The sequence below is a fragment of the Corynebacterium sp. LaCa_205 genome (genome assembly GCF_057458085.1).
This window is the reverse complement of record NZ_CP190931.1, coordinates 687,633-704,693: the sequence shown is the minus strand read 5'-3', so window position 1 is coordinate 704,693 and position 17,061 is coordinate 687,633. Positions and strand designations below refer to the sequence as shown.

The 17,061-nt window shown below is 56.3% G+C and carries 11 protein-coding genes, 3 rRNA genes and 1 other RNA gene; 3 read left to right on the top strand and 12 right to left on the bottom strand.

The features are described from left to right. The first annotated feature begins 15 nt into the window (after positions 1-15). From ACP8J1_RS03495 to ACP8J1_RS03485, 3 genes are read left to right on the top strand one after another with little or no spacing between them, the layout of a single operon-like run. On the top strand, positions 16-2,031 hold the full coding sequence (locus tag ACP8J1_RS03495; protein WP_302517549.1) for a helicase-associated domain-containing protein: 2,016 nt from the start codon (positions 16-18) through the stop codon (positions 2,029-2,031). Beyond that, positions 2,028-3,653: a DNA repair helicase XPB gene (locus ACP8J1_RS03490; RefSeq protein WP_023022022.1), complete on the top strand. Its 1,626-nt coding sequence runs from the start codon at positions 2,028-2,030 to the stop codon at positions 3,651-3,653. The genes ACP8J1_RS03495 and ACP8J1_RS03490 overlap by 4 nt, the downstream gene beginning before the upstream one ends. After that, positions 3,650-4,273, top strand: coding sequence for a DUF3239 domain-containing protein (locus ACP8J1_RS03485; RefSeq protein WP_023022023.1), 624 nt, complete (start codon positions 3,650-3,652; stop codon positions 4,271-4,273). The genes ACP8J1_RS03490 and ACP8J1_RS03485 overlap by 4 nt, the downstream gene beginning before the upstream one ends. Here ACP8J1_RS03485 and ACP8J1_RS03480 read toward each other — a convergent pair. From ACP8J1_RS03480 to ftsE, 12 genes are all read right to left on the bottom strand, one after another. Continuing rightward, positions 4,270-4,953, bottom strand: coding sequence for a hypothetical protein (locus tag ACP8J1_RS03480; RefSeq protein ID WP_034656462.1), 684 nt, complete (start codon positions 4,951-4,953; stop codon positions 4,270-4,272). The two genes, ACP8J1_RS03485 and ACP8J1_RS03480, sit on opposite strands and share 4 nt — an antisense overlap. Positions 4,954-5,080: 127 nt before the next feature. Continuing rightward, a complete protein-coding gene (locus ACP8J1_RS03475; RefSeq protein WP_023027826.1) occupies positions 5,081-6,340 on the bottom strand; it encodes an HNH endonuclease signature motif containing protein in 1,260 nt (419 codons plus the stop codon). 179 nt (positions 6,341-6,519) lie between these two features. After that, positions 6,520-7,659 (bottom strand): hypothetical protein, encoded by a 1,140-nt coding sequence (locus ACP8J1_RS03470; RefSeq protein WP_023022026.1) that lies wholly within the window; start codon positions 7,657-7,659, stop codon positions 6,520-6,522. Further along, entirely contained in the window at positions 7,647-7,874 is a 228-nt protein-coding gene (locus tag ACP8J1_RS03465) for a hypothetical protein (protein WP_023022027.1), read from the bottom strand. The genes ACP8J1_RS03470 and ACP8J1_RS03465 overlap by 13 nt, the downstream gene beginning before the upstream one ends. An 89-nt stretch (positions 7,875-7,963) precedes the next feature. Next, positions 7,964-8,081, bottom strand: a 5S ribosomal RNA gene (gene rrf / locus ACP8J1_RS03460). 130 nt (positions 8,082-8,211) lie between these two features. Then, positions 8,212-11,279: ribosomal RNA gene (locus ACP8J1_RS03455) — 23S ribosomal RNA — on the bottom strand. Positions 11,280-11,747: 468 nt separating this feature from the next. After that, a 16S ribosomal RNA gene (locus ACP8J1_RS03450) occupies positions 11,748-13,265 on the bottom strand. The 16S, 23S and 5S rRNA genes sit together here, the layout of an rRNA operon. Positions 13,266-14,069: 804 nt before the next feature. After that, positions 14,070-14,450: a transfer-messenger RNA gene (gene ssrA, locus ACP8J1_RS03445) on the bottom strand. A gap of 62 nt (positions 14,451-14,512) precedes the next feature. Continuing rightward, positions 14,513-14,869 (bottom strand): DUF488 domain-containing protein, encoded by a 357-nt coding sequence (locus ACP8J1_RS03440; RefSeq protein WP_023020832.1) that lies wholly within the window; start codon positions 14,867-14,869, stop codon positions 14,513-14,515. Continuing rightward, complete coding sequence (smpB, locus tag ACP8J1_RS03435) at positions 14,862-15,365, bottom strand: SsrA-binding protein SmpB (protein WP_005322310.1); 504 nt, start codon at positions 15,363-15,365, stop codon at positions 14,862-14,864. The genes ACP8J1_RS03440 and smpB overlap by 8 nt, the downstream gene beginning before the upstream one ends. Before the next feature lie 44 nt (positions 15,366-15,409). After that, entirely contained in the window at positions 15,410-16,312 is a 903-nt protein-coding gene (gene ftsX, locus ACP8J1_RS03430) for a permease-like cell division protein FtsX (protein ID WP_023020831.1), read from the bottom strand. Further along, entirely contained in the window at positions 16,309-16,998 is a 690-nt protein-coding gene (gene ftsE / locus ACP8J1_RS03425; RefSeq protein ID WP_034656286.1) for a cell division ATP-binding protein FtsE, read from the bottom strand. The genes ftsX and ftsE overlap by 4 nt, the downstream gene beginning before the upstream one ends. Positions 16,999-17,061 lie beyond the last annotated feature (63 nt).

The window sequence follows — 17,061 nt, the reverse complement described above, 5'->3', positions numbered from 1 at the left end:
AACTGGGAAGTCATCATGACTCAGTCTTCCCATCTTCCGCATTTCCGCACGTGGCTTGCCTCCCTTGACGAAGAAGAGCTGGCAACAGTCCTCCGCAACCGGCCAGATGTGCTCAATCCACTACCCCCAAGTATCGCCGCGCTCGCCACTCGGCTCCTGCTGCGCACCTCTATCGCACGAGCCCTTATGGACTGCTCCGCGGAGCTGCTCGCGGAAATCGAGGACATCGCGCGCCGTGGCGGAGAGCTCGAGGAGGTAGAAGATCTGCATCCGGAGACCACCCGCCAGCTCAAGGAGCGCGGACTAGCGTACGGCAACGTCCTTATTCCGCCTGAGGTCATGCCTGCTTTGCCCACGGGCTGGTCTCTGCTCGAACAGCTGCGAATCGGCCCAGAAGATATTGCCGAGCTGCCAGCTGAAGAGCGCAAGGTCCTCGAGACCCTGTCCCGGTCCAATGGCCTCGGTACCACGCGGGACGCAGCCGTTGATGCGGATCCGGCCCGACCAATCCCGCGGCTCATCGCCAAGCAGCTGCTCCACCGCGTTGACTCAACCACCGTCCGCCTGCCACGCGCCGTGCACCTTGCGCTGAACGGCAAAACCACCGCGCCTATCCCTGTGGAGGGAATAACTGAATCCCCCTCCCCCGATTCCAAGGCCGATGATGCTGGCACTGCAGCCGGGTTATCCGTCGTGCGCGGCATGCAGCGTGTCATTGACTCCCTAGGCGCTCGGCCGATAGAACTCCTCAAAGACAAGACCGTCGGCGTTCGCCAGCTCACCGGATTAAGCAAGACCCTTAACATTGGCGAGGAGGAGTTGCGCCGCCTCATCGAACTCGGCATGAGTGCCCGCCTACTAAGCCGCGGCGAGCCGAAAAACATGGAGGGCAATTTCCTCGCCCCAACGGAGCTCGCCCAAACCTGGCTCGATGCAAGCCTCGCCGAAAAGTGGCAGCTCCTGTTCGAATCATGGACAACCTCCACGTGGACCAGCGAAGACCGTACTCTAGCGCACACCAATGACCGCCTGCCGAGCTTTAGGGATAAGGTCCTGCAGGTCTATCTGCGTGGGGCGAAACCCTCCTTCGAAGAAGCCCTCCGCTTCCACTTCCCACTCTTTGCCACGCATACCGCGGACGAGACTATCGCCGAGCTCCGTGCGGAAGCCGAGTGGATCGGCGCAATCGCCCTCGAGCGCCCCACCAGCGTGCTTATCGAGGGCCCCGAGGCCGCCGCCCGCCTGACCCCAGATACGGTTGACTACTTTCTAATTCAGGCAGATATGACCGTATTGGTTCCCGGACCGCTCGATCCAGAAACACACCAACGGCTCGAATCCGTCGCGGACCTTGAATCCCCCGGCTTGGCCAGTGTCTACCGCATCTCGGACGCTTCCCTTCGCCGCGGCCTTGATCGCGGAATGACTGGGGAGGAAATCCACGCCTTTTTCGCAGCCCACGGGGAGGTGCCGCAGACGCTGGAGTTCCATATCGGGGACGTCGCCAAGCGCCACGGCACCCTGCGCTCCGGCCCGGCACTGTCCTACCTGCGCAGCGAGGACCCAGCCCTCCTCCAGATTGCGCTCAAGGCCGCGCCTTTGCGTCTGCTTGCTCCCACCGTCGCTATTTCTCAACTGCCGGTACACGACCTGCTGGAGCGGCTGCGCGATCACGGTCTTTCTCCCGCGGCCGAGGACCACAACGGCGCGAGCCTCACGGTTGCACCCGAACCTGCAACGCTACCGACCCCCACCGCGCGTCGGGCTACCGCTTTCCCGGACATTGCGAAGGCCATGCGCAATCTGCGCGATGACTCCGCGCCTTCCACTCCCAGCCTCGATATAGTCCACGCAGCCGCACGCACAGCCCGGCCGATCACCATTGGCTATGCGGATAAGAACGGCAACGAAAAGCACCGCACCGTTACCCCGCTGACGGTCGCGGGTGGGCAAATCGACGCCCGCTCTTCCGACGGCTCCACTATCCGATTTCCCTTGCACCGGATCACCTCCGTTACGCTGGAGCCATGAATGGACCATTAATTGTGCAGTCGGATAAGACCGTCTTGCTCGAGGTGGATCACGCCCAGGCCGCAGAGGCCCGCGCCGCGCTCGCTCCCTTTGCGGAGCTGGAGCGCGCTCCCGAGCACGTGCACACCTACCGCATTACTCCGCTCGCGCTGTGGAATGCCCGCGCGGCCGGACACGACGCCGAGCAGGTCGTCGACGTCCTCGAAAACTACTCGCGCTTTCCGGTCCCCCAAGCCCTGCTTATCGACGTCGCCGAAACCATGTCCCGCTACGGCCGCGTCCGCCTGCACGCCCACCCAGCCCACGGCCTCATTCTCGAGTCCGAAGAGCCACCTATCCTGGAAGAACTCTCCCGTGGCGCAACCGGAAAGCTCCTTGGCGCTCGCATCGACGAGCATTCCATCGCCGTCCCGCCCTCCGAGCGCGGCCGCCTCAAGCAAGCCCTCCTCAAGGCGAGCTGGCCGGCAGAAGATCTCGCAGGTTATGTCGATGGCGAGTCCCACCCCATCGCCCTCAATCATGATGGATGGCAGCTGCGCGATTATCAGCAGTACGCCACCGAGGCCTTTTGGTCCGGCGGCTCTGGCGTCGTGGTGCTGCCGTGCGGTGCTGGCAAAACCATCGTCGGTGCGGCAGCCATGGCCAAAGCAGAATCCACCACGCTCATCTTGGTCACCAATACCGTCGCCGGCCGCCAATGGCGGGACGAACTCCTGCGCCGCACCACGCTGACGGAAAATGAAATCGGCGAATACTCCGGCGAGAAGAAGGAAATCAAGCCCATCACCATTGCCACCTACCAGGTGGTCACGCGTAAAACCAAAGGCGAATACCGCGCCCTCGAGCTCTTCGATTCCCGCGATTGGGGCCTCATCATCTACGACGAGGTCCACCTCCTGCCCGCGCCGGTATTCCGTATGACTTCGGATCTTCAGTCGCGGCGTCGGCTAGGGCTCACCGCCACCCTCGTGCGCGAGGACGGCCGCGAGGGCGACGTCTTTTCCCTCATCGGGCCCAAGCGCTACGACGCCCCGTGGAAAGAGCTCGAGATGGCCGGCTATATCGCCACCGCCGAGTGCATCGAAGTCCGCGTAGACATGGACGCCGAGGAGCGCATGCTCTATGCCACCGCCCAACCTCGCGACCGCTACCGCATCGCTGCCCAGGCTGCCGCCAAGCTCCGCGCGGTCGACAAAATCTTGGCCCGCCACCCGCAGCAGGCGCTTATCATCGGCGGCTACGTCGACCAGCTCAAAGAACTCGGCGCGCATCTCGACGCCCCCGTAATCGATGGCTCCACCTCCACTGCTAAGCGCGAACGCCTCTTCCAGCAATTCCGGGATGGCAGCCTTCCCGTTCTGGTGGTGTCCAAGGTCGCCAATTTCTCCATCGATCTCCCCGAGGCCGCCCTAGCCATCCAGGTCTCCGGCACCTTCGGTTCCCGCCAGGAAGAGGCTCAGCGCCTTGGCCGGCTACTCCGCCCCAAGGAAGAAGAGGCGCTCTTTTATTCGCTGGTCACCCGCGATAGCCTCGATGCTGACTACGCCGTGCACCGCCAGCGTTTCCTCGCCGAACAAGGATATGCCTACCGGCTTATCGACGCACTAGACTTAGAACAATGAAAATCTTCAAGTTCGACGTAGACGAGTCCTTTGCCAAGGCCAATAACGAGCTCTTGCGCGATTCCAACCGCCTTCGCCTTTCCGGCCTCGTACTGGGCATCCTGCTCATCATCGGCGGCGCGGCCATCTGGTGGGGATTTTCCTGGGGCATCACTATCGGCCTGGGCATGATTCTATTCGGAATCATGGTGGCCATCGTCGGCTTTGCCGCCGCTCGTAAAGTTGGCACCGCCCAGCAACTCTATGATTCCTATCCCCTTGCGCCGGCCGTCATCGCTGAAGTAAATGAACGCGATATGGTCTTGCTCGCATTGGTGAATACCAATGTGGATCCTTCCCTTCCTCCCCGCTGGGCTGCATGTCTGCGCACCGTGACCGCCATCCCCGGCACCCAACGGACCGTAGGCACCAAGGTTCCCGTTGCGGCTGTTTCCGGCCGCGCAGACAATAACCACTGGCAGCAAATCACCCCGATGCCCATCGCTTGGGGCACCCCCGACGCCGAGACCGTCACCATCGCTCGCAAATCCATCCCCCAAGACCAGTGGCAGCGCCTCGAGCGCGCCCGCAAGCGCCTTTCCGACGTCAAGGCTACTAAGTTCGACCTGCTGGTTCTCTAGAGCTCCAAAAACCTTTCTGGATACAGCACTGCTTCAAGGAATGGCCACGTACTAAGCACCTGCTTTGCGACGTCCTCCTCACGCTCGGGATACCATTTCCTCGCTAAATCCACCCAGTATTGTCCGCAGGACCGCGCTTGCCAGTCTGAACCAGATTCGGTTCCACGCTTCGCGTACTCCCACGCGGCATCATACTCACCGATTTCTTCCAAGGCTCTAGCTAACTCTTCGAAAAAGACCACGTAGCCGTCCTCAGCCAAGTGTGTACGGACGATTGCTTCGACGTTCTGATCTAAAACCGCAAAACGCTTCTCCATATACTTGCGTCGGAAAGCATCTGCGCTTTCCACCCAAGCTCGCACCCGAGCCAGTCCATCTTCTCCGAGGACCTTTGAATAAGCAACGGGGTCGAGCTCGAAATAATCAACCTCAGTGGTCTCATGGAAAGCGATAAACCATTCCGCCAGCACGAGCGGATCAGGCTTCGCTCGCTGTGCGCTCTTAGCGTGCAGCTCAATGAGCTCTTCAACCACCTCACTCAGCATGCCAAGTGAGTCATCCGCGTTAGCGATCACACCGACGGCAATCTCCAGCGCCTCTTGCACAATCGAGAATACTTCGGCTGAGTCCTCCGATGAGTCCTCTACGGCAAAATCGAGCACGCAAATTCCATCTTGCATCTTCAGCGCGCGCCTAGCTGCCCGATCCTCATCGAGAAAGGATCGGGTCCGACTCCGAAAAGATGGCAAGACGATATCAGCCAATGAGCTCATGTGTGCAGCCTCCTCGCTACGCTATTAGTCCACTTTAACGAGACTCTCTGCCCTCCAGCACTCTTCTTTTTGTTCTTTGGTGTTGTAGTGCGAGGTATTGTGCCCAGGTGTGGTTCCAGTGTGTTTGGTGTGTGGCTAGGGGCCCGGTGGCGTGGTCTAGTTGGTAGGTGCCGTCTCGGTGGAGCCAGGCGATGGTGCCGGTGATGTGGTCGAGGATGTAGTGGACGCGGCGGTCAGTTTTGATGTTGTGGTGATGCTGGCACAGGTTTACTAGATTGTCTGGACTGGTCGGTCCGCCTTGGTGGTATTCAATGCGGTGGTCTAGTTGGCACTGTGTGGCGGGGATGGTGCAGCCGGGCCAGCGGCAGGTGGCGTCTCTGCCTTGGGTGTAGGCGCGGATGTCGGCGTTAGGGATGTAGGAGTCTACTTCGTCGGCGTTAAGCCGGCGGATGAAGGTGTTGTCTGTGGGGGCATGGTTGATGTTTATCCATCCGGCACCAGGAACATAGACGCTGTTTGTTTCTGGGTTGGTGGTAAAGGTGTTGATAGCCACGCTGGTGTGGGTGTCTTCGAGGATGAGATCGATAAGGCCCTGCGCTGCGGTGGTGTGTGCCTTGTTGGTGTACACATCGATATGGCGGGCGATGATTGTGGCGGTAGCACTATCGCAGGTCAAAGATAGTGTAGTGGTGTTATCGGGGTTGTAGTTTATGCGGAGTGTGGGTTGCGGCTTTTCTTCTTTGTCTCCGGGGCGCAAGTGGGTGTCGATGAAGCCGCGGATGAAGCGGCGTAGTTCAGCATCAGTGGGGACTGTTTGATTCGGTGCGGTGGGGGTGAGGAAGTCTGCGAGTGCTGCGTCGATAGCTTCGAGATGGTCGGGGTTGCTATCTAGGCGGTGTAGTTCACGGTCGATGATGCGCAATTTGGTCAGATCGAGTATCCAGTGCTGGCCTTGTATTTCGGTGACTAGAGGTAGTTGTCGCATGCGATAGTGGGCACGGATATACCCGAGGAGTTTGCTATAAGAGATGCCGAGGTCTTTAGCCAGGCTGGTGAGGCTTAAGTCGACGTCGTCGTCTAGTTGGGGCAGGATTGCGCGGTAGAGGAACCAGGAGGTTTTACGCGTATAGGTACCGGCTTTACCGATGTGGTTTCCGGGTGCGTTGGTGGTGTAGAACGCTTCCGGTACATCATCTTCGCCTAGAAGATCAGTATCGGGGTGGCTGGAAATGAGGAGGGTGTCGGGATAGTCGAGGGCAGTATCAGGTTCGGGTGGGGATAGTGTGGCAGTCACGGGGTGTACTCCAACAGGAAGCAGTGGTTCGTACGTGGTTTCTAACCAGTGGTCTTATAGTATCCCGGCTTCCGGACATATGCGCGCGATGGGGGTGTTTTTGTTCGAATAGGGTGACCTAAACCCGCAGGGATCCCCAGAGTCGAGCGCCAATGGGCAACGGGGGTAAAAGGAAAGGTTTAGAGTTCGTCGACGCCGGCAAGCAGGGAGCGAATTTCGGGGCAGTTAGCAAACTTCCGCTTTAGCCGACCCAAGAATTCTTCAAAGGAAGTTGGTTCCGCAACCTTTTGGATTTTCCCGAGCAACTCATACGCTTGGTCGCAACCGTACTTGTTTTCCAACTGCTCCTCGACTTTTCGCATCAGAATGGGAATGGTCTCGTCCGGCAAGTCCGGAAGAAGCTGCTCTGCCAAGCTCCATTCAATTGCGGCGTCCGAGGCTGTTGCCCAAGCACGCTCCGGATCATTTAGGCACACGTACTGGAACATCGCTAGGTCCCATGGTTTATCCCGCAGGCGAGTCTGGATGAGTACTGACGCGGTGTCCCCTACGGCCGCAAAAAGCCCACGCGCAGTCGATAGCATTGGAAAACTATCGAAGGCTATCCGGTGCACGGCGGGGCTGCGGTGGGGAAAGTGGGCGTCGCAAAGCGCGGCCCAAAAAGTAACGATATGGAAAGTATCCTCCGTGGGCAACGCCAGCATGGCCTTCTCTGAGTACCTATAGGCGAGGTCAAACTGACCTATCTCCGAAAGGCCGCGAATCAGCTGCTCGTATCCGTCCGTATGAGTACGATATACGTCCTCGACAGAGCCAGAAAGCACCGCGAGCCGACGCCTCGCATACGCGCCATGCACCCGCTCGCGAAGTTCCTTCACGCCCTCTACGCCTAAAGATTCCTCGTACTGCAACGGGTCAATATCTATTAGTTCCGCATACGGCGACTCAAGAATGCCCAAGAGCCACTGGGCCAAGTACAGCGCGTCAATCTTTGATAGATGAGCTGCATGAGGTAGTTCCTCTGCCAAACGCTCGGCACTCCAACGCACGGCGTCGTTGAAATCCTCAATATGCGGCAACAGTTGCAGAACTTCGTCAACTGCGCGTTGTGCCACTAGGAAGATATCGTGAACCTCTATTGGCTCAATTCCATAGCCGGCTAGAAGATGAGGTTCAAACATGGCGGTCTGGAGCAGCTCGCCGACCTTCCACACCTGGTCGGCGTACTGGCTAGAATCGTCGGGGTCAGCCAAGTTTAGTCCGGTGGGCTTTACAAAGTTAATGGTTGCTTCGGCAAGCGTCTGCCTTACTTCTGGCATTCCTTTAAATCCGCGAGGAATTCCTTGAGAGATTCCGTCAGATCCCATATTTGGTTACGCTCGTCTTCAAACATGCGATCAACGAGGAACTCTACACCGCCCAGATCATCCGGATGCAAGCTGTCTAAATAGGCCAGAAGCTTATCGATGTCTTGCAAGCCTTGAATTCCTTGCTCTACTTGTTCCACCACAGTAGAAATCTGCCTTTGGTCCATGCGTTTGAGACTAGCAAAACGACGAAAGAAGAGGGCGGTGGTATACCGTCCTCTTCTTTGTTGTATTTTGTTGTGTTTTTGTTGTTTGGTGTCGGCGGTGACTTACTCTCCCACAACCTCCCGGTTGCAGTACCATCAGCGTGTGCAGGCTTAGCTTCCGGGTTCGGAATGGGACCGGGCGTTTCCCTGCAGCTATTGACCACCGACAAACCTTCAGAACAATACCCTCTCTTTAATAGGTGTCTGGGTGTTGTGTCAGATACTGCATAGTGGACGCGGTCACGACAGTGACTGTTTCTTGTTTTTGTTGTTTTTTGCCAGCACACATAGTGTGTGTTGGTGTTTGTTGTGGTCAATTAGTACCAGTAGCCTTCACACCTTACAGTGCGTCCAGGTCTGGCCTATCTACCCTATCGTCTTTAGGGGACCTTAACGAAACCTCATCTTAAAACAGGCTTCCCGCTTAGATGCTTTCAGCGGTTATCCCTTCCGTACGTAGCCAACCAGCGATACCCCTGGCGGGATAACTGGCACACTAGAGGTACGTCCGTCCCGGTCCTCTCGTACTAGGGACAGCTTTCTTCAAGTTTCAACGCGCGCGGCGGATAGAGACCGAACTGTCTCACGACGTTCTGAACCCAGCTCGCGTGCCGCTTTAATGGGCGAACAGCCCAACCCTTGGGACCTACTCCAGCCCCAGGATGCGACGAGCCGACATCGAGGTGCCAAACCATCCCGTCGATATGGACTCTTGGGGAAGATCAGCCTGTTATCCCCGGGGTACCTTTTATCCGTTGAGCGACACCACATCCACAAGTAGGTGCCGGATCACTAGTCCCGACTTTCGTCCCTGCTCGACATGTCTGTCTCACAGTCAAGCTCCCTTGTGCACTTACACTCACCACCTGATTGCCAACCAGGCTGAGGGAACCTTTGGGCGCCTCCGTTACATTTTGGGAGGCAACCGCCCCAGTTAAACTACCCACCAGGCACTGTCCCCAACCCAGATCATGGGCCAAGGTTAGATGCTCAATCCGATCAGAGTGGTATTTCAACAACGACTCCACCACCACTAGCGTGATAGCTTCCAAGTCTCCCACCTATCCTACACAAACCGAACCAAACACCAATACCAAGCTATAGTGAAGGTCCCGGGGTCTTTTCGTCCTGCCGCGCGTAACGAGCATCTTTACTCGTAGTGCAATTTCACCGGGCCTGTGGTTGAGACAGCAGAGAAGTCGTTACGCCATTCGTGCAGGTCGGAACTTACCCGACAAGGAATTTCGCTACCTTAGGATGGTTATAGTTACCACCGCCGTTTACTGGGGCTTAAATTCTCAGCTTCGCCAACAACGTTGACTAACCGGTCCTCTTAACCTTCCAGCACCGGGCAGGCGTCAGTCCATATACATCAACTTAACGTCTTCGCATGGACCTGTGTTTTTGATAAACAGTCGCTTCCCTCTATTCTCTGCGACCCCACAACGCTTAACACCGCAAGGATGCTCACATCGTAGGGCCCCCCTTCTCCCGAAGTTACGGGGGCATTTTGCCGAATTCCTTAACCACAGTTCACCCGAACGCCTTAGTATTTTCAACCTGACCACCTGTGTCGGTTTAGGGTACGGGCCATACACACACATCGCTAGAGGCTTTTCTCGACAGTACAGGATCACCACCATCAACCCCAATGGGTCTACGCATCACGCCTCAACCAAAATGTGCGGCGGATTTACCTACCACACGGTCTGCACGCTTACACCACCAATCCAATAAGTGGCGTGGCTACCTCACTGCGTCACCCCATCACTTGAACCACACATCAGGCCCCACGACATCAACACCACCAGACTTCAAAGAAGACCAGCAATGCATCCGCGGTGGTTAGTATCAGTGCTTTATCATGGGCGCGCATGTACGGGTACCAGAATATCAACTGGTTATCCATCGACTACGCCTGTCGGCCTCGCCTTAGGTCCCGACTCACCCTGGGAAGACGAACTTGACCCAGGAACCCTTAGTCATCCGGCGGATAGGATTCTCACCTATCAATTCGTTACTCATGCCTGCATTCTCACTCGCACACAGTCCACGCCTCCTTACGGTAACGCTTCAACCCATGCACGACGCTCCCCTACCCAACAAAAAATTGTTGCCGCGGCTTCGGCGGTGTACTTGAGCCCCACTACATTGTCGGCGCAGAACCACTCGACCAGTGAGCTATTACGCACTCTTTCAAGGATGGCTGCTTCTAAGCCAACCTCCTGGCTGTCTTCGCGATCCCACATCCTTTTCCACTTAGTACACCCTTAGGGGCCTTAACCGGCGATCTGGGCTGTTTCCCTCTCGACTATGAAGCTTATCCCCCACAGTCTCACTGCCGTACAACACAATTAGTGGCATTCGGAGTTTGGCTGACATTGCTAAGATTGTAGTCCCGCTCAACCAACCAGTCGCTCTACCTCCACCAAGCTATAATACGACGCTGCACCTAAATGCATTTCGGGGAGAACCAGCTATCACGGAGTTTGATTGGCCTTTCACCCCTACCCACAGCTCATCCCCGCAGTTTTCAACCTACGTGGGTTCGCGCCTCCACAACCTCTTACAGCTGCTTCACACTGGCCATGGGTAGATCACCCCGCTTCGGGTCCAGGACATGCCACTTGACACCCCATTAGGATTCGGTTTCCCTACGGCTACCCCACACGGGTTAACCTCGCGACATGCCGCTGACTCGCAGGCTCATTCTTCAAAAGGCACGCCATCACACACACACGGTGCTCTGACGGATTGTAAGCACATGGTTTCAGGAACTATTTCACTCCCCTCCCGGGGTACTTTTCACCATTCCCTCACGGTACTCATACACTATCGGTCACACTGAGTATTTAGGCTTACCGGGTGGTCCCGGCAGATTCACAGCAGATTCCACGAGCCCGCTGCTACTCGGGCAACCCAACAACCCACACATCATCATCTTCAGCTACAGGACTCTCACCTACTCCGGCAGGCCATTCCAAACCACTTCACCTAACAACAATGCGAGGGCGCGGCAATGGTAGTCACCGCACATCAGGGCCCACAACACCGCACACACAACCCCTACCAGGTATCACATGCACACGGTTTAGCCTCATCCACGTTCGTTCGCCACTACTAGCAGAATCATTATTATTTTCTTCTCCTACGGGTACTGAGATGTTTCACTTCCCCGCGTAAACCCCCACAACAGCTATGAATTCACTGAAGGGTAACCCCACATAACCAGGGCCAGGTTTCCCCATTCGGACATCCTCGGATCAACGCTTAATTGACAACTCCCCGAGGCTTAACGCAGCCTTTCACGTCCTTCATCGGCTCAGCATGCCAAGGCATCCACCATGCGCCCTTAATAACGAACACACAAACCACCACACACAAAAAGCGCGGGCGGCCACACAAGTGAACTTGACAAAATAAACACAAAAAAGAAATCACACAAACACACACAACACACCACACAAAAGCGCAGCCTGCCATACGTGTTTAATGCTCGCGTCCACTATACAGTTCTCACACAACACCCCAACCACAAACCAGCACACACACTGTGTCCACCAGTCATATGGTCAGGCACCACAAAAAGGGGATAATGCCCCAGACACCCAACAATGCACCAACATACAAACAAATACTTTTTTCAAACTGTGCACGACACTGTGTGTCACAAAGCGCCATTCAAACACTCGGTCTTTGTCTTAAAGGTGTATCTTCCACCCGGAAATTTTCAAACAAACAACGTTGGCAGCATGACACTCGCACACTCAACCAACACCCACCACAAAGTGGCAGGACAAGGCACAACTGTGCCCAAATAATAAAGCTCCTTAGAAAGGAGGTGATCCACCCGCACCTTCCGGTACGGGTACCTTGTTACGACTTCGTCCCAATCGCCGATCCCACCTTCGACGGCTCCCTAACAAGTTTGGGCCACCGGCTTCGGGTGTTACCAACTTTCATGACGTGACGGGCGGTGTGTACAAGGCCCGGGAACGTATTCACCGCAGCGTTGCTGATCTGCGATTACTAGCGACTCCGACTTCATGGGGTCGAGTTGCAGACCCCAATCCGAACTAAGGCCGGCTTTCAGCGATTCGCTCCACCTCACAGTGTCGCTGCGCGTTGTACCGACCATTGTAGCATGTGTGAAGCCCTGGACATAAGGGGCATGATGATTTGACGTCATCCCCACCTTCCTCCGAGTTGACCCCGGCAGTCTCTCATGAGTCCCCAACCAAATGCTGGCAACATAAGACAAGGGTTGCGCTCGTTGCGGGACTTAACCCAACATCTCACGACACGAGCTGACGACAACCATGCACCACCTGTACACCAGCCACAAAGGGAAAGACTATCTCTAGCCCGATCCGGTGTATGTCAAGCCCAGGTAAGGTTCTTCGCGTTGCATCGAATTAATCCACATGCTCCGCCGCTTGTGCGGGCCCCCGTCAATTCCTTTGAGTTTTAGCCTTGCGGCCGTACTCCCCAGGCGGGGCGCTTAATGCGTTAGCTACGGCACGAAAGTCGTGAAAAGACCCTCACACCTAGCGCCCACCGTTTACGGCATGGACTACCAGGGTATCTAATCCTGTTCGCTACCCATGCTTTCGCTCCTCAGCGTCAGTAACTGCCCAGTAACCTGCCTTCGCCATCGGTGTTCCTCCTGATATCTGCGCATTTCACCGCTACACCAGGAATTCCAGTTACCCCTACAGTACTCAAGTTATGCCCGTATCGCCTGCACGCCCGGAGTTAAGCCCCGGAATTTCACAGACGACGCGACAAACCACCTACGAGCCCTTTACGCCCAGTAATTCCGGACAACGCTCGCACCCTACGTATTACCGCGGCTGCTGGCACGTAGTTAGCCGGTGCTTCTTATCTAGGTACCGTCACAAAAAGCTTCGTCCCTAGCGAAAGGAGTTTACAACCCGAAGGCCGTCATCCCCCACGCGGCGTCGCTGCATCAGGCTTGCGCCCATTGTGCAATATTCCCCACTGCTGCCTCCCGTAGGAGTCTGGGCCGTATCTCAGTCCCAATGTGGCCGTCCACCCTCTCAGGCCGGCTACCCGTCGCCGCCTTGGTAGGCCATTACCCCACCAACAAGCTGATAGGCCGCGAGCTCATCCTACACCGAAAAAACTTTCCAACCATCACACTAAAAATGGCTCCTATCCGGTATTAGACCCAGTTTCCCAGGCTTATCCCGAAGTGCAGGGCAGATCACCCACGTGTTACTCACCCGTTCGCCACTCGAGTACCCTGCAAGCAGGGCCTTTCCGTTCGACTTGCATGTGTTAAGCACGCCGCCAGCGTTCGTCCTGAGCCAGGATCAAACTCTCCACAAAAAATTTCAGAACAAATCCGAAACAGGCCGTGAAAAGCCCGAAACCCAACAAAAGAACAAACCACCACAAACCACACAAAATGCAGCTCATGCTGGCGTCCAAAAAATTACTACAAAGAAAAAATAAACAGTCCCCTCAACCCGACGGGGTCAAAAAGAGGAAACCAAAAAAGGTAAACACAATCACATGCCAACCAATCCATCTCAATGCAGCCGAAACACCAAACAGCATTCAAAAAGGTACGTGTTCCACATACCCAACCGGCACACACCAACCAACAAACCACTAAGCCTGCTGGCAGACAAACCAATCAACACACAACCATGCACACAAAAAATAAAAAGTACATTGGCACACTATTGAGTTCTCAAACATCACCACCAACCAACAAAAAATTAACTTCCCGTTAACCTCTCATCGGCAGCCCGTACAAACTTACTCAACTCAAAGAACAAAGTCAAATCATCGAACCAAGTCCGTACAAAATGTCACCATCAAGTAACCTCCCGGCTACCTCTCGGCGACTTGGATTAATCTAGCCCACCACAACCAAACAACACAAATCCCCAGCATAACGGGCACTATGACAGAGTCTTACCTGGCTAAGTGGCCCCATAGCTACTAATGCCTCAAGGAAGCCTGCAATCGAGATGCTTTCTCCCATATTTGAAAGGCCTCTCTGGTGGACCGCTCCCCTTTAGGTGGGCGATCCCAAAAATGGATTGGGGAGGGCGGACAATTAACAGCAAGATGACCACCGGGCTCCTTGGATGGAAAAAGGCCCCCGATTTCTCGGGGGCCTATCGGTGGAGCTGCCGGGAATTGAACCCGGGTCCTTCGTCACCTTGCCAGGGCTTCTCCGTGCGCAGTTCGCACAGGATCTCTCCTCGGCCCTCCGGATCGGGCGAACACGTCCGGATGATGGGCCCAGTCACCAGTAAGAGTCCCGACTGGTCCTGATGACCCGGCCAGTCGGCTAGTTCCTTAGTCGATGCCAGGTTCTAGGTCAGGAACGAAACCTAGGCTGACAGACACGCGTCGCTGTAATTAGGCAGCGAGGGCGTAGTCACGCTGAGAGTTCTTCTCTGCGTTTATTGGTTGCTACGACGCTTATACGGTGGTCGTTAGCCTGCACCGGCACGCTTCCCCTGGCTCAGTGCACGAAGTCGAAACCAAATCAACCCCATGCGGTAGGGACGGGATAGTGCATCTTCCCTACGGTTCGTATAACACTACCCCACCCACTTTTATTTCCTCAAGTGCTCCTTCAGCCACTCTTTGAGGACCACTGCGTGGTTGACCTTGCGGTTGGCGGCGGCAAAGAGAAGGGTGGCGTCGGCAAGCGCAAGCAGCTGGGTGAGCTCTTCGGAGTCATTGTCATCCAGCTCAGCCTTGTAGCGGCGGGCAAACTCGTCGAAACGATCCTCGTCGTGGTTCCACCATTTGCGCAGCTCCGGACTCGGCGCGACTTCCTTGAACCATTTCTCGTAGTCCACATCGCTCTTGGCGACGCCCCGGGGCCACATCCGATCCACCAGCACCCCGACGCCTTCGATGGTGTCCTCACCCTTGATGACGTCGTGGACTTTCGCTGTCTTAAACATTGATGCCCTTCACGCGGCGACCGAGCTCGCGGGAGATTTCGCGATCCTGGTCGCGGCGCTTAATATCCTCTCGCTTGTCATAGTCCTGCTTGCCTTGGGCCAGCGCAAGCGAAAGCTTGGCGTAACCATTTTTGAGATAAACCTTGAGCGGAACCAGGGTCTTATTGCCATTGCGCACCTGGCCATAAAGTTTGTCGATCTCGCGGCGGTGCAATAAAAGCTTGCGGGTGCGCCTCGGGCTGTGGTTCGTCCACGAGCCCATGGAGTACTCCGGAATGTGGAGGTTCCGCAAGTACACTTCGCCATCGTCAATGGTGGCGAAGGCATCGTTGAGCGAGATTTTTCCCTCGCGCAGTGATTTAATCTCGGTGCCGAGCAGGACGATGCCACACTCGTATTCCTCGAGGATCTTGTAGTCGTGCCGGGCCCGGCGGTTGGTCGCAAGCGTAGCCTCGCCGGATGCCGCCTTCTTGTTTTTCTTGCCCTTCTTAGCCATAGTTATGCCAGTGTAGTGCCCTTTTGACTGGCCCGGCAAACAGACTATTTGCGTACATATGACCGCAGGGTGATATGGGCCGTGACGGCGGTAACCACCAGCGCTAGCAGGCCGACGAGCGGGAGGGCAATCCAGAGGTCGCCGGATTTCATAGGAGCCAGCAGCTGGGATTCATAAAGTCCCTGCAGGGACGGGTCTACCACTTGGGACTTGCCCAAGAAGATGCCGGCCCCGCCGAGGAGTACACCGATGAGGGAAGCCAAGACTGCTTCCATGACGAATGGCGCCTGCGTCATCCACCGGCTTGCGCCCACCATGCGCATGATCTCTGTTTCGCGAGTGCGGTGGAACGCAGCAATTTGCACCATATTAGCCACCAAGAAGATGGCCGCCACAGACATCACGATGGCCAGGATGAAGGTGGCATTGCGGATGGAGTCGAGGTTGCTGGCGGCATTGCGCACCTCTTGCTGCTGGTCGACGACGTCCTCTACCGCTGGGTTATCCCGAATCGCATCGATTGCGGAGGCGTCTTCTGGGTCTACAAGCCGCACGTGGAATGCAGCCGGCAGCGCATCAGGGGAAGTTTGCTCCACCATCACAGGGTCGGTGTCTTGGAAAAGTTCTTTGAACCGCTCATAAGAATCTGCGCGGTTGCGGTATTCCACGGACTCGACGGAATCATCCGCCTCCAACTGTTCCTTGATATCCGCACAGGCCGGACTCGTGCAGTCTGGATCCCCGGCAGAAATATCCTCATTGAGCTGAACCATGACCTCGACGCGGTCGAGGTAGATATCCTTGGTGTCCTTGGTCAGGTTGGTCACCATAATGCCGGCGACAACGAGCCCGACCGCAATCGCGGTGGTGATAATCATGGCAATGGTCATAGTCAGGTTGCGGCCAAGCCCCTTGGTGGCTTCGCGGAAAATAAATCCTAGCTTCATGCTTCCCCCTCATAGGTTGCCTCGTGCTCATCGCGCACGAGTACTCCATTGCGCAGCTCCAGCACGCGCTTGCGCGCCTTATTGACGGCGCGGGCGTTATGGGTGGACATGACCACGGTGGTGCCGCGGCGGTTGATGCCCAGCAGTAAGTCCATGATCTCGTCAGCGGTGGCGGGATCGAGGTTGCCCGTGGGTTCGTCGGCAAGCAGAAGCTTCGGCCGATTAACCACCGCGCGGGCGATGGCCACACGCTGCTGCTCACCACCGGAGAGCTCATGCGGATAGGCGTTGTGGCGATCGTGGAGTCCCACCAGCTCCAATACCTGCGGGACCGCAGTGGAAATGCGGTACTTACTCTTGCCAATGACCTCCAGTGCAAAGGCCACGTTTTGATACACCGTCAGCTTGGGCAGCAGGCGGAAATCCTGGAAGACGTAGCCGATGGACTGACGCAATGCGTTGATCTGCTTGCCGGAAAGCTCATTGACGTGGAAATCATCAAAGTAAATATCGCCTTCAGTTACGTTGCTGTAGCACACCATAAGCTCCAAGAAGGTGGACTTACCGGAGCCGGATGGACCGATCAGGAAAGCGAATTCACCATCCGCAATCTCGAAAGACACCCCATCGAGCGCTGGGCGGGACTCGGCGGAGTAGGCCTTAGTCACGTTGTCGAATCTAATCACGTGAATCACTGTAGCAACCAAAGTTGACACCGCGCTGTGAACTATATTTAAGTAATGTGGTCT